Origin of the sequence: Thioalkalivibrio sp. ALE17, from assembly GCF_000425605.1 — a bacterium.
Classification (GTDB): Bacteria; Pseudomonadota; Gammaproteobacteria; order Ectothiorhodospirales; family Ectothiorhodospiraceae; genus Thioalkalivibrio.
The window spans coordinates 18,941-32,358 of sequence record NZ_KE384406.1 but is presented as its reverse complement, the minus strand read 5'-3'; the positions used below and the strand labels follow the sequence as shown (position 1 = coordinate 32,358).

Annotated in this window: 13 protein-coding genes; 10 read left to right on the top strand and 3 right to left on the bottom strand. The window is 67.3% G+C overall.

What is annotated here, in order from left to right:
- The first annotated feature begins 13 nt into the window (after nucleotides 1-13).
- From infB to H609_RS0113080, 6 genes are all read left to right on the top strand, one after another.
- A complete protein-coding gene (infB, locus tag H609_RS0113105; RefSeq protein ID WP_028485127.1) occupies nucleotides 14-2,755 on the top strand; it encodes a translation initiation factor IF-2 in 2,742 nt (913 codons plus the stop codon).
- Nucleotides 2,755-3,222, top strand: a complete 468-nt coding sequence (gene rbfA, locus H609_RS0113100; protein WP_018867804.1) for a 30S ribosome-binding factor RbfA — start codon at nucleotides 2,755-2,757, stop codon at nucleotides 3,220-3,222. The genes infB and rbfA overlap by 1 nt, the downstream gene beginning before the upstream one ends.
- Before the next feature lie 31 nt (nucleotides 3,223-3,253).
- Nucleotides 3,254-4,213: a tRNA pseudouridine(55) synthase TruB gene (truB, locus tag H609_RS0113095; RefSeq protein WP_018867805.1), complete on the top strand. Its 960-nt coding sequence runs from the start codon at nucleotides 3,254-3,256 to the stop codon at nucleotides 4,211-4,213.
- Nucleotides 4,214-4,337: 124 nt separating this feature from the next.
- Nucleotides 4,338-4,607: a 30S ribosomal protein S15 gene (rpsO, locus tag H609_RS0113090; protein ID WP_018867806.1), complete on the top strand. Its 270-nt coding sequence runs from the start codon at nucleotides 4,338-4,340 to the stop codon at nucleotides 4,605-4,607.
- 121 nt (nucleotides 4,608-4,728) lie between these two features.
- A complete protein-coding gene (gene pnp, locus H609_RS0113085; RefSeq protein ID WP_018877169.1) occupies nucleotides 4,729-6,816 on the top strand; it encodes a polyribonucleotide nucleotidyltransferase in 2,088 nt (695 codons plus the stop codon).
- A 67-nt stretch (nucleotides 6,817-6,883) separates the two neighbouring features.
- Nucleotides 6,884-7,501, top strand: coding sequence for a class I SAM-dependent methyltransferase (locus H609_RS0113080; RefSeq protein WP_018867808.1), 618 nt, complete (start codon nucleotides 6,884-6,886; stop codon nucleotides 7,499-7,501).
- A gap of 125 nt (nucleotides 7,502-7,626) precedes the next feature.
- Here the strand turns inward: H609_RS0113080 and H609_RS0113075 are convergent, their stop codons facing one another.
- A complete protein-coding gene (locus tag H609_RS0113075; protein WP_018881323.1) occupies nucleotides 7,627-7,905 on the bottom strand; it encodes a hypothetical protein in 279 nt (92 codons plus the stop codon).
- Nucleotides 7,906-8,035: 130 nt separating this feature from the next.
- On the opposite strand from H609_RS0113075, the gene H609_RS0113070 reads away from it, so the two are divergent.
- Together H609_RS0113070 and H609_RS0113065 are read left to right on the top strand one after the other, a co-directional pair.
- Nucleotides 8,036-9,484, top strand: a complete 1,449-nt coding sequence (locus H609_RS0113070; RefSeq protein WP_018875899.1) for a circularly permuted type 2 ATP-grasp protein — start codon at nucleotides 8,036-8,038, stop codon at nucleotides 9,482-9,484.
- 1 nt (nucleotide 9,485) lies between these two features.
- Nucleotides 9,486-10,445, top strand: a complete 960-nt coding sequence (locus tag H609_RS0113065) for an alpha-E domain-containing protein (RefSeq protein WP_028485126.1) — start codon at nucleotides 9,486-9,488, stop codon at nucleotides 10,443-10,445.
- Between the two features lie 39 nt (nucleotides 10,446-10,484).
- On the opposite strand, the gene H609_RS0113060 is transcribed toward H609_RS0113065, so the two are convergent.
- A complete protein-coding gene (locus H609_RS0113060; protein WP_018875901.1) occupies nucleotides 10,485-11,309 on the bottom strand; it encodes a proteasome-type protease in 825 nt (274 codons plus the stop codon).
- Nucleotides 11,310-11,473: 164 nt separating this feature from the next.
- Here H609_RS0113060 and H609_RS0113055 point away from each other — a divergent pair, with 164 nt between their 5' ends.
- Both H609_RS0113055 and H609_RS0113050 read left to right on the top strand, forming a co-directional pair.
- Nucleotides 11,474-12,070: a histidine phosphatase family protein gene (locus H609_RS0113055; RefSeq protein WP_028485125.1), complete on the top strand. Its 597-nt coding sequence runs from the start codon at nucleotides 11,474-11,476 to the stop codon at nucleotides 12,068-12,070.
- A gap of 113 nt (nucleotides 12,071-12,183) precedes the next feature.
- Nucleotides 12,184-12,768, top strand: coding sequence for a histidine phosphatase family protein (locus H609_RS0113050; protein WP_038036343.1), 585 nt, complete (start codon nucleotides 12,184-12,186; stop codon nucleotides 12,766-12,768).
- A 111-nt stretch (nucleotides 12,769-12,879) separates the two neighbouring features.
- Here H609_RS0113050 and H609_RS0113045 read toward each other — a convergent pair whose 3' ends face one another.
- Entirely contained in the window at nucleotides 12,880-13,329 is a 450-nt protein-coding gene (locus H609_RS0113045; RefSeq protein ID WP_028485123.1) for a host attachment protein, read from the bottom strand.
- Nucleotides 13,330-13,418: the final 89 nt, after the last annotated feature.

Genomic DNA, 13,418 nt, shown 5'->3' with positions numbered 1-13,418 from the left:
AAAAGAATCTGGAATGGAGGTAGGCGCCATGGCGCAAATGACAGTGCAGCAATTCGCGGAATCGGTGGGGACACCGGTTGACCGCCTCATGGTTCAGCTCAAGGAGGCGGGTGTCGAGGTCGATGGTCCCGAGGCGGCGATCACCGATGCCGAAAAGCGCAAGCTGCTCGATCACCTCCGCCAGTCGCACGGCGAAGGCGGCGAGTCGGGGCGCGTGACCCTGAAACGCCGCACCCAGGCGCAGACCCTCAAGGTCAGCTCCGGTCAGGGCCGCTCCAAGACGGTCAACGTCGAGGTGCGCAAGAAGCGCACGCTGAAGCGCAAGCCCGCCGAGGCGCAGCCCGAGGCGCCGGTAGAAGAGGCCCCGGCGGTCGAGGAACAGGCCCCGGCGCCGGAGTCCCCCGAAGAGACCCGCGCCGCGGCCCCGGTGGAGGAGCCGGTCGCCGAGTCGCCGGTCGAGGAGACCCCGGCGGCCGAGGAGCCCCCGGTCGAGGAGCCCGAGGCGCCCGCCGAGCCGGAGCCCGAACCCGAACCCGTCGAGGCGGCGCCCGCCGAGGAGGCCGCGCCGGAACCGGAGCCGGAGCCGGCCAAGCCGAAACGTCCGCTGAGCCGCACCGAGCAGCTGGCCCTGCAGGTCGAGGCCGAGCGCGAGGCCCAGCGCAAGGCGGCCGAGGCACGCAAGCAGGAGGCGGCTGAACGCGAGGAACGCCAGAAGCGCCGGCAGAAGGAACTGGAGGCCCAGGAGGCCAAGCGCGAGAAGGAAGAACAGGCCCGTCTGGAACGCGAGGCGGCGGCCAGGGCGGCTGCGCCCACGGCGCCGGAAGGCGATGCGAAGGCCGGCAAGGGTGCTCGCAGGGGTGGGCGCAAGGACGATCGCAAGGAGCTGCATGTGGCCGGCGATCGTCGCGGGCGCCGCAAGAAGGGCGAGAGCCGCAAGGCCCAGTCCGCGGCCGCCCAGGCGGTGACCAGCAAGCATGGCTTTGCCAAGCCGACCGCGCCGGTGGTGCGGGATGTCGAGGTGCCGGAGACCATTACCGTGGCGGACCTGGCGCAGGCGATGGCGATCAAGGCGCCGCAGCTGATCAAGGCGCTGATGGGCATGGGTGTGATGGCCACCATCAACCAGTCCATCGACCAGGACACCGCGATGCTGGTGGTCGAGGAGATGGGGCACAACCCCATCGCGGCCAAGGAGACCTCGGTCGAGGACGAGATCGATACCGGTCTGGAGCAGACCGCCGAGGCCAAGCCGCGCCCGCCGGTGGTGACCGTGATGGGTCACGTGGACCACGGCAAGACCTCGCTGCTGGACTACATCCGCAAGGAGAAGGTCGCCTCCGGCGAAGCCGGCGGTATTACCCAGCACATCGGCGCCTACCATGTGAAGAACAACCACGATGGTGTGACCTTCCTGGATACACCCGGCCATGCCGCGTTTACCGCGATGCGGGCCCGGGGCGCCCAGTCCACGGATATCGTGATCCTGGTGGTGGCCGCGGACGACGGCGTGATGCCGCAGACCATAGAGGCTATCCAGCATGCGAAGGCGGCGGGTGTGCCCGTTGTGGTCGCGGTCAACAAGGTCGACAAGCCGGAGGCCGAACCGGAGCGGGTCATGAACGAGCTGGCCCAGCACGAAGTGATCCCGGAGGCCTGGGGCGGCGATACCCAGTTCATCCAAGTCTCTGCCCATACCGGACAGGGGATCGACGAACTGCTGGAGGCCTTGGGCCTGCAGGCCGAGGTGATGGAACTGAAGGCCCCGGACGAGGGCCCGGCGCGTGGCGTGGTCATCGAATCGCGCCTGGAGAAGGGCCGCGGCCCGGTGGCCACCATCCTGGTCCAGTCCGGCAAGCTCAAGCACGGCGACATCCTGCTCTCGGGCAAGGAGTACGGCCGCGTGCGGGCGATGTTCGACGATACCGGCACGGCGGTGAAGGAAGTCGGTCCGTCCATGCCCGTGGAGGTCCTCGGCCTGTCCGGTGTGCCAGAGGCGGGTGACGAGGTCCTGGTGGTCGCGGACGACAAGACTGCCCGTGAGGTGGCCGAACATCGCGACACCAAGCAGCGCGAGCGCAAGCTGGCCGCGCAGCAGGCGGCGAAGCTGGAGAACATCTTCAACCAGATGCAGGAAGGCGAGATCGCCACCGTGAACATCCTGATCAAGGCGGATGTCCAAGGCTCGGCCGAGGCCCTGCGCGAGTCGCTGATCAAGCTGTCCACCGACGAGGTGCGCGTGAAAGTGGTCTCCGCCGGGGTTGGCGGGATCTCCGAGTCCGACCTGAACCTGGCGATGGCCTCCGAGGCGATCGTGATCGCGTTCAACGTGCGTGCCGATGCGGGCGCCAAGCGCCTGGCCGCCGAGAACGAGATCGACGTGCGCTACTACTCGGTGATCTACGAGGCGATCGACGACGTGAAGCAGGCGCTGTCCGGCCTGCTGTCGGCCGAGATCCGCGAAGAGGTGATCGGTCTGGCCGAGGTCCGCGATGTGTTCAAGGCCTCCGGCTTCGGCCAGGTCGCTGGCTGTCTCGTGGTCGAGGGCGCGGTCAAGCGTGGCAATCCGATCCGCGTGCTGCGCGATAACGTGGTGGTCTACGAGGGCGAGCTGGAAAGCCTGCGTCGCTTCAAGGACGACGTGAACGAGGTCAAGGCCGGCACCGAGTGCGGGATCGCGGTGAAGAACTACAACGACGTGAAGGCGGGCGACCAGATCGAGGTCTTCCAGCGCGTCGAGGTGGCACGGACCCTCTGATGCCCGGAAACCGCGACTTTCATCGCTCGGACCGGGTCGGCGAGCAGATCCAGCGCGAGCTGGCCGAGCTCATCCGCATGGAGGTCAAGGATCCGCGCGTCGGTATGATCACCCTGGCGGGGGTCGAGGTGTCACGCGACCTGGCCCATGCCCGGGTGTATTTCACCCAGCTGGGCGGAGCCGAGAAGGGCGCGGAGGCGCAGCAGGGGCTGAACAATGCCGCCGGGTTCCTGCGCCGGGCCCTAGGGCAGCGCATGCGCCTGCGCTCGGTGCCGCAGCTGCGCTTCACCTACGACGACACCCCGGAGCGCGGGGCGCACCTGTCGTCGCTGATCGACCAGGCACTGGCCGAGGATCGTGCGCACCACGCGGACGATCCCGATGCCGGGGACGGTAGCGGCGAGTCCTCACAGGGGGATGCCGAGGACGCCCGTGACCCGGGCGAAGGGCCGGAACGCGGGGCCTGAGCCCCGGCGTTTCCGGTCGGGCGATCCATCCATGGCGGGCAAGCGGCGCGAGGTCGACGGCATCCTGTTGCTGGACAAGCCTCGGGGGCGCAGTTCCAACCAGGCGCTGGGTCGCGTCAAGTATCTGCTGCAGGCGAAGAAGGCCGGTCACACCGGGGCACTGGACCCGCGGGCGACCGGCCTTCTGCCGTTGTGCTTCGGTCAGGCGACCAAGGTCTCCGGCTGGCTGCTGGATGCGGACAAGCGCTACATCGCCGAGGCACAGCTGGGAGTGGAGACCGACAGCGCCGACCTCGATGGCGAGGTGATCCGCGAGTCCCGGGTGCCGGCGATTGATTCGACCACCCTGCGCGAGCTGGAGCAGCGTTTCAGCGGCGATCAGGCCCAGGTCCCGCCGATGGTCTCGGCGCTCAAGCACCAGGGCCAGCGGCTGTACGAGCTGGCGCGGCGCGGGGTGGAGGTCGAGCGGCCGCCGCGCCCGGTCCGTATACATTCCCTGCGTATCGAGCAGACCGCCCCGGACCGGCTGCGCCTGGAGGTGCACTGCTCCAAGGGCACGTACATCCGGTCGCTGGTCGCCGATATCGGGCATGCGCTGGGGTGCGGTGCGGCGGTGGATACCCTGCACCGGGTCGGGCATGGCCATTTCGATGCCGAGTCCATGGTGTCGCTGGAGACGGTCGAGGCCGCGTTCGAGGCCGGCGGGGCCGCGGCCATCGAAGCCCTGCTGCAACCCGCCGAGGCGGCGCTCGCGCACTGGCCGGCGGTCACCCTGGATGCGGCCGCCAGTGCCGCCATGCGCCACGGCAATCCCGCGGCGGCGACGGCGGTGATCGCCGAGGCCCCGGGCGCGTCCGATGCCCCGCGCGAATCCGAAACCGGCTGGGCCCTGGTCCGGGTGTTCGATGCCGCAGGGGCCTTCCTGGCGGTGGGGGTGCGCGACGACGCGGGGCAGGTGCGGGCGCGGCGGCTGTTCGTTCCCGCGGCCTGACGGCGGCCCGGCAAGCGGGTGGTTGTATTCTGTTCATGCCGGCGTGGGCCGTGGTACCATTGCGCGCCTATCGCCAGCGCCACTGGTCGATTAACGGTCAAGTAATCTCAGGAGTCAGGTTTTCATGTCGCTCACTACCGAAGAAAAATCGGCCATCGTCGAGAAGCACAAGCGCGATGCCAACGACACCGGTTCGCCGGAGGTCCAGGTCGCGCTGCTGACGGCCCGCATCCAGCATCTGATGGGGCACTTCGACAAGCACAAGCAGGATCATCACTCGCGCCGCGGCCTGCTGAAGATGGTCAGCCAGCGTCGCAAGCTGCTGACCTACCTCAAGCGCCACGACCAGGACCGCTATCAGGCCCTGGTTCAGGAGCTTGGGCTGCGCCGCTAAGGCCGGCACGACAGGCCCGCGCCACTGGTGCGGGCCTGTTCGCTTTCGGGGCCGCGCAATGGCCCGCGAAGGCCAGAATTCAGGCATCAACGTTGGATGAACACGGGAAACGGGAAATAACGTGGCATACAAGAAGTCGTTCCAGTACGGAAACCATACGGTCACCTTCGAAACCGGTGACATCGCTCGCCAGGCCAGTGGCGCCGTCCTCGTCAACATGGCCGAGACCGTGGTCCTGGTCACCGTGGTCGCCCGCAAGGAGGCCGATGCGGGACGCGACTTCTTTCCCCTGACCGTGAACTACCAGGAACGCACCTACGCCGCGGGCAAGATCCCCGGCGGGTTCTTCAAGCGCGAAGGGCGTCCGAGCGAGAAGGAGACCCTGACCTCGCGCCTGATCGATCGCCCGATCCGCCCGCTGTTCCCGGAAGGCTTCAAGAACGAGACCCAGGTGGTCGCGACGGTGATGTCGATCAACCCCGAGGTGGATCCCGACATCCCCGCGATGCTCGGCACGTCCGCGGCGCTGGCGCTGTCCGGGGTCCCGTTCGCGGGTCCGATCGGGGCCGCGCGGGTTGGCTACCGCGCCGGCGAGTACCTGCTGAACCCGACCTACAGCGCGCTGGAGGAGTCCGACCTCGATCTGGTCGTGGCCGGCACCGAGAATGCCGTGCTGATGGTTGAATCCGAGGCCAACCAACTCTCCGAAGAGGCGATGCTGGGGGCGGTCATGTTCGGCCACGAGCAGATGCAGGCCGCGATCCAGGCGATCCGCGAGCTGGCGGCCGAGGCCGGCAAGCCGGCCTGGGAGTGGGAGGCCCCGGCCACCAGCGATTCGCTGGAGGATCAGGTGAAGGCCGTAGTGGGCGATGCCCTGGTCGAGGCCTACCAGATTGCCGAGAAACAGGCGCGTACCCAGCGCATCGGCGAGCTGCGTACCCAGGCCGTCGAGGCCCTCGCCAGCGACGCCGAGTCCGGCCCATCGGCGGATGCCATCAAGACCGCCTTCCACGATCTCGAGTACCGTCTGGTGCGCGATCGCATCCTCGACGGCAATCCGCGCATCGACGGCCGCGACAACAAGACGGTCCGCCCGATCCGCATCGACACCGGCGTGCTGCCACGTGCCCACGGCTCCGCGGTGTTCACGCGCGGCGAGACCCAGGCCATGGTAGTCGCGACGCTGGGGACCGACCGTGACGCCCAGGTGATCGACGCGATCGAGGGCGAGCGCCGCGACCGCTTCATGCTGCACTACAACTTCCCGCCCTACTGCACCGGCGAGACCGGATTCGTGGGCTCGCCCAAGCGCCGCGAGATCGGGCACGGGCGTCTGGCCAAGCGCGGCGTCGCCGCGGCCATGCCGAACGACGAGGACTTCCCGTACGTGGTCCGCGTGGTCTCCGAGATCACCGAATCCAACGGCTCCAGCTCCATGGCCTCGGTGTGCGGTACGTCGCTCGCGTTGATGGATGCCGGGGTGCCGCTGAAGGCGCCGGTCGCGGGGATCGCGATGGGCCTCATCAAGGAAGGGGACCGCTTTGCGGTGCTGTCCGACATCCTCGGAGACGAGGACCACCTGGGCGACATGGACTTCAAGGTCGCCGGGACGTCGGACGGCGTCACCGCCCTGCAGATGGATATCAAGATCGACGGCATTACCCGCGAGATCATGGAGCAGGCGCTGGCGCAGGCGCGCGAGGGCCGCATGCACATCCTCGGCTGCATGAACGAGGTGCTGCCGCGTCATCGCGACGAGATGTCCTCCCACGCGCCGCGCTTCATCACCATGAAGATCAACCCGGACAAAATCCGCGATGTGATCGGCAAGGGCGGGGCCACCATCCGGGCCCTGACCGAGGAGACCGGCGCGAGCATCGACATCCAGGACGACGGGACGGTCAAGGTTGCCTCCACCGACCAGGCGGCGGGTCTCGAGGCCAAGCGCCGCATCGAGGAGCTGACCGCGGATATCGAGGTGGGCCGGCAGTACACCGGCAAGGTCGCCAAGATCATGGATTTCGGTGCGTTCGTCTCCATCCTGCCTGGGCGCGACGGCCTGGTGCACATCTCGCAGATCTCCGACGAGCGAGTCGAGAACGTGGGCGATTTCCTCGCCGAGGGGGATTCCGTGACGGTTCGAGTACTCGAAGTGGACAAGCAGGGGCGCATTCGTCTGAGCATGAAGGCAGTCGAACCCGAGTCCTGATCGGGCTCGTTTCGTTCACGGGCACCGGGTTGCGGTGCCCGGCCATTCAGATTCGGGACGCTTCGGCATGGATCTCGTCAGCATTCGCAAGAGCTACCGGCGCTACGCCCGTCATTACGACGCGACGTTCGGGCGGGTGTTCGCGACCGGGCGCGCAAGTGCGCAGGAAACCCTGGCACCGCTCTCCGGCAAGCGCATCCTCGAGGTCGGGGTGGGTACGGGCATCTCGCTGCCGGACTACCCGGACGACTGCGAGGTCGTCGGGATCGATGTCTCCCGGGAGATGCTGGAGGTCGCACGGGGCCGCCTGAACGGGGGACTCCCGGCCGTATCCGGGCTTTGCGAAATGGACGCGGAGCAACTCGGCTTTGCCGACAACAGCTTCGATGCGGTGGTGGCGATGTACGTGGCCACGGTGGTGCCGAACCCCGACGCCCTGTTCGCCGAGATGTGGCGGGTCTGTCGCCCCGGCGGTCGCCTGCTGGTGGTGAATCACTTCGCCTCGCAGCAATGGCTGTTGCGCGGCTTCGAGCGCTGCCTGCGCCCGCTGTCCAAGGCCGTCGGATTTCGCCCCGATATGGAGTTCGAGGACTTTGTCCGCGTCACCGGGCAGGAACCCTGCATGGTCGCCCCGGCCAGCCTGTTCGGCTACTGGAAACAGGTCGAATTCCGCAAGCCTGCCTGAGCGGTGCCGCTCGCCGGGCTCCGCTACAAGCACTGCCTTGGAATGCCCCGCAGGGGCCGCCCCGGGAGATCGCCACGTCGCTACGCTCCTCGCGATGACGGGGCGCGTGATGATTCCGGGGTGTGTCAGATGCGTGTGAAGAGCGGCAGCTCGTGGCGGCGCGCATTGGCCGCGATGAAGCGTCCTCTCCCGTCCTGTTCGCGGTCCAGGCGCGCCTGCTCGGTGGAAGCCTCGCCGACGATCGTGGCCAGGAAGACCTCCAGTTCGCCCCCGTCCACCCGCAGGCGCCCAAACGGTGACCCGTCCGCGGCGGCGTGCCAGAACAGCCGCGGCTGCCAGTTGCAGCCCTGGATCTTCGGGTGCTGGAAGAGCGCGATCAGGCGGTGTTCGAGTGCGTCGGGCATGGGAACCTCGGTCGGGCTGTAGCGGACGAAAGCCTCAGAGAGACGTCTGAGTGGCCCTGGCCGTCGCGCCAGTGGTCGGAAAAGGCGTTACTGTAGAGGAACCCGCCCACCGCGTCAGAGGATCCGACGAATGGCCATCGACTGGAAGCGCTATGACCCCGCCCCGTTCTATGACGAACTGATCAATAAGCCCGGCAAGCCGCGCGGGCCGGGCAAGGCGCTGGCGGAATACCTGGCCTCGCTGGACGAGGGCGAGATCCACAGCCGCAAGCAGGCCGCGGACAGCGCGATCCTCGAGATGGGGATCAGCTTTACGGTGTATACCGAGGGCGAGAATATCGACCGCGCCTGGCCGTTCGACATCATCCCCCGGGTGATCGCGCGCAAGGAGTGGGACCAGGTGTCCGCCGGGCTGGAGCAGCGCCTGAACGCGCTGAATCTCTTTATCGACGACATCTACAACGAGCAGCGCATTTTTCAGGACAAGGTGATCCCGCGCTACGTTCTGAACCAGTCGAAGAATTTCCGCGAGCAGTGCATCGGCATCAAGCCGCCGCAGGGCGTCTGGGCGCATATCTGCGGTACCGACCTGGTGCGCGACGGATCGGGGCAGTTCTACGTGCTGGAGGACAACCTGCGCGTACCCTCCGGGGTCTCCTACATGCTGGAGAACCGCCAGGTCACCAAGCGCGTGTTCCCGGAGATGTTCGAGAGCTCCAGCATCCTGCCGGTGGACGAATACCCGACTCAGCTGTTCGACATGCTGGCGTCGATCTCGCCGCGCCCGCAGGACTATCCCGAGATCGCGGTGCTGACGCCCGGCATCTACAATTCCGCGTACTTCGAGCACTCCTTCCTGGCCCAGCGCATGGGCGCCGAGCTCGTGGAGGGCGCGGACCTGGTCGTCGGGGACGACGACTGCGTCTACATGCGCACCATCGACGGTCTTGAGCGCGTGGACGTGATCTACCGGCGCATCGATGACGAGTTCCTCGACCCGGAGGTGTTCAACCCCGATTCGATGCTGGGCGTGCCCGGCCTGATGCGCGCCTGGCGCAAGGGGAACGTGGGCCTGGCCAACGCCCCCGGTGCCGGCGTGGCCGACGACAAGGTGATGTATGCCTATGTGCCGGACATCATCCGCTACTACCTGGACCAGGAGCCGATCATCCCCAATGTGCCGACCTATCTCTGCGTGAACGAGAAGGACCGCGCCTATGTGCTGGACCACCTCGACGAACTGGTGGTGAAGCCGGCCAACGAGTCCGGCGGCTACGGCATGCTGGTGGGCCCGCACGCGACCAAGAAGCAGCGGGCCGAGTTTGCCCAGCTGATCAAGAAGGACCCGCGCAACTATATCGCCCAGCCGACGCTGGATCTTTCCGTCGCCCCGACGCTGTGCGGCGACGAGATCGAGCCGCGCCATTTGGACCTGCGCCCGTTCATCCTCCAGGGGGTGCGCACCGACGTGACCGCCGGCGGGCTGACGCGCGTGGCCATGCGCAAGGGCTCGCTGGTGGTGAACTCCTCGCAGGGCGGGGGCAGCAAGGACACCTGGATCGTGGACGAGGAGAACTGAGATGCTCTCGAGAGTCGCCGAACGCGTTTACTGGATGGCGCGCTATGTCGAGCGCGCCGAGAATACGGCACGCATGGTCACGGCCTTCAATCTGCTGGCGCTGGACATGCCGAAATCGGTGCAGGTGTCGTGGAAGGGCCTGGTAGAGGTCACCGGCAACGAGGACCTGTTCGATAACCACTATCAGCGGGACGATGAACGCAATTGCGTGAAATTCCTGCTGGCGGATGCCGACAACCCGAGTTCGGTGCTCAACTCCCTGCGGGCGGCGCGCGAGAATGTGCGTACCACCCGCGACCTGGTTCCCTCCGAGGCCTGGGAGGTGATGAACGAGCTGTACCTGTTCGCCCGTGACCATATCGATCAGGGCATCGGCAAGCGCGGCCGGTTCGAGTTTCTCTCCGAGGTGGTTCAGCGCTGCCAGACCCTGACAGGGCTGCTGGCCGGCACCATGAGTCATGATGCGGCCTATGACTTCATCCGCCTGGGGCGCAATCTGGAGCGCGCCGACATGTCCACCCGGCATGTCGACGTGGGCGCCCTCAAACTCCTGAAAAAGGACGGCGAGGATCCCGAGCCCTACGAGGGGCTGCTATGGACCAGCATCCTGCGTTCGGGGAGTGGCTTTCAGATGTACCGCCAGCATGTGAAGCGGCGGATCAACGGTGTGGACGTGGTGCGGTTCCTGCTACAGGACACCGCCTTCCCGCGTTCGGTGACCCACGCCCTGACTCAGGTGCAGGACGCGCTGGAGAAGCTGCCACGCAACGAACTGCCGCTGCGCCTGGTGATCCAGGCGCGCCGCCACGCCTCCAGCGCGCATGTGGAGGAGCTGATCGCGGAAGACGGCCTGCATGCCTTCATGGATGTGCTGCAGCGGGATATCGGGGACATCCACGGTGCGAACGTGGAGACCTGGTTCCGGATCGCGCCGGCGCAAACCCAGACCCAGGCGGCATAGGGAGGTAGTCGATGGATCGCGGGTGAAACTGCGATCCGTTCAGCGGCGGGACTTTTTCGCTTTGCTCGAAGCGGGCGCTGCGGCCTTGCCGGAGCCGCGGCTGACGCGGGTCCCGCGCTGCTTGCGCGCGTGGGCGGACTCCCAGTCGAAGCGCGGCAGGTCGGTGAAGGCCTTCTTGATGTTGGTGTCCCAGGCCTGGGTGAGTGAGCGCAGGTAGGCGTCGTCGGTCTCCAGGCACAGGTAATGGTCGAAAGTCAGGGTGCCGCGCTCGTAGACCATGACCTCGATCGGGGGCCCCACAGTCAGGTTCGAACGAATGGTCGAGTCGATGGAGACCAGCGCGCAGCGCGCGGCATCCCCCAGCGGGGTGGCCGGTTCGATGATGCGGTCCAGGATCGGCTTGCCGTACTTGCTCTCGCCGATCTGCAAAAAGCGCGTCTGCTGCGAGGTGGTGATGTAATTGCCCTGCGGGTAGACCATGAAGATCGCCGGGGCATCGTCGCCGATCTGGCCGCCGATGATCAGGGTGGCCTCGGCCTTAATACCGGAGCGGGACAGGGCCTCGGAATGCTTCTCCGCCTCTTCGCGGTTGAGCCGGCCGAGGTATTCGGCGGCATCCGACATGCGCTCCACCGTCGCCAGGCTTTCCTCGGCGCCTTCCTCCATGTCGCGCTTGAGCTGCTGCACCACCGACTGCGTGGTGGCCAGGTTGCCGGCCGCGAGGACCACGAATACCCGCTGCCCCTCGATCTCGAAGGTGTGCATCTTGCTGTAGGTGCTCACCTGGTCCACGCCCGCATTGGTGCGGGAGTCGGAGGCGAAGACGAGGCCGTCGTCCAGGTCGATGGCGACACAGTAGGTCATGGGGGCGCGGGTTTCCGGGCAAGGCAGTGACGGCATACTAGGGCTGGGGTCGGGGGGCGTCAACGCAGTGTCGCGTTGAGTGCCGTCGGCGGATGCACCGAACCGGTGCCCCCGCCGCGTGGTCTGCAGGCCTACTGAATGCGTGTTCTTGCGAGGAGATGCCGATGTTTCGTTCCGGCCTGTGGCTGTTGCTGACCCTGCTGTTCCTGCCCACGTTGGCGAGTGCCGATGCGCTCGAGCCCGATGCCCTGATCGAGCGCATGCAGGCGGGCGGGCTGGTGATCTACTGGCGCCACGCCGCGACCGATCACAGCCGCCGCGATCAGGACCTGACCGACATGAGCCGCTGCGAACTGCAGCGCAATCTGGACGACCGCGGACGCGAGCAGGCGCGCCGGGTCGGCGCCGGCTTCGAACGTCACGCGATCCCGGTCGAGCGCATTTTGAGCTCGGCGTTCTGCCGCAATATCGACAGCGCCCGGATCGCCTTCGGCGAGGGCTCCTGGGAGGTGCGGGACGACCTGTTCAACGTGCCGCCGGTGCGCGACCGTCAGCGGCAGCAGGCACTGGTGACGGCCCTGCGGGACTATCTCGTGACGCCGCCGGAGGAGCGCGACAGCAACGTGGTGATCGTCGGGCACAACATCAACCTCCAGCGCGCGGCGCGGGTGCGCATCGACGAAGGCGAGATCGCGGTGTTCGAGCCGGGCGGGGATGCGCCCCGCGTGCTCGGCATACTGACCCCCGAGGATTTCGATTGAGCGACCCCGGCCCGCCCTGGCGGGCCGGAGTCGCGTGGCCGGGCAGAATGACGCCGGAGCGTCTACGCACAGGGGAGGGGGGACGGATCGGGAGTGATGTGGTGAGAAACGGGATGGTGGGTGGAGTACTGGCCCTGGTGCTGGCGATGGTGGCCCCGGCCGGCGCCGAGCCGCTGGCACCGGAGGCCCTGATCGAGCGCCTGCAGGCGGGCGGGCTGGTGATCTACTGGCGGCATGCGGCCACCGATCGGTCGCACGACGACTATGACCTCTCCGACATGACGGACTGCGAAGGGCAGCGCAACCTGAGCACGCGCGGGCGGGAACAGGCGCGGCAGGTGGGCAAGGGCTTCGAGTGGCATGCCATACCGGTCGAGCAGGTGCTGACCAGCGAGTTCTGCCGCAACTGGGAGACCGCGCACTACGGGTTCGGCGAGTACGAGATCCGGACCGAACTCTACAACCTCCCGATCATTCAGGACGACACGCGCCGCGAGGAGCTGATCGAAGGGCTGCGGCGGCACCTGAACACGCCGCCCGAGGCCCCGGAGAAGAACATCGTGATCGTGGGCCATGACCTGAACCTGCGCCACGCCGCGGAGGTGGAGATTGACGAGGCCGAGATGGCCGTGTTCGAGCCACATACTGACGGGCCGCGTCTGCTCGGAACGCTGCAGCCCGACGACCTGAAGCACTAGGGGAAACCCTGGTTAATGCGCACGCTCGCGCTCGAGTCGCTTATGCGTGCGAACAAGGCGCGGGGACGCGGTGGTGAACCCCGACCCCGCGTCGGGGCCGGGGCGGGTCGGTCAGTAGAGGAAGTCCGGCAGGTGCTTGCGCAGGCTGGTGGCGTCGGTGGACTTGGTGACGTTCTTGGCCACCTCGGCGGTAACGCTCTGGGCGACGGTCGGGTCCAGTACCTCGCGCAGGGCGCCCAAGAAAGTCGGCGCGGCGACGATCACGAGTCGCTTGAAGGTGCCCTCGTGATAGGCGGCCTTGAGCCGCTCGGCGACTTGGCGGGCAAAACGGTTGCGTTCGTTGGCGGCGGGATCGGTACTCTCCTGCATGGCGTGCCGCGCATCCCCGCTGGCACTGCTCCAGCTGCGTCCGGGGCGATCCGAGACGAGATCCTGGTTGTGGGCGCGGGACTCGCTGTGCGAGAGCGTCTCGCTCTCGTGCATCCCCTGACAGGCGCGGCCCTCGCAGGCAAAGATGCGGGCGCGCGCGGCATCGGCGACAACGATCCAGACAGTGTCCATGCAGATCCTCCTTTGGCGTAGACGGTGGCCCCGGGTACCCGTTGGACGGGTCGACGGGACCGCTGCGGGGCCGGCCCGGCAGGCACCGG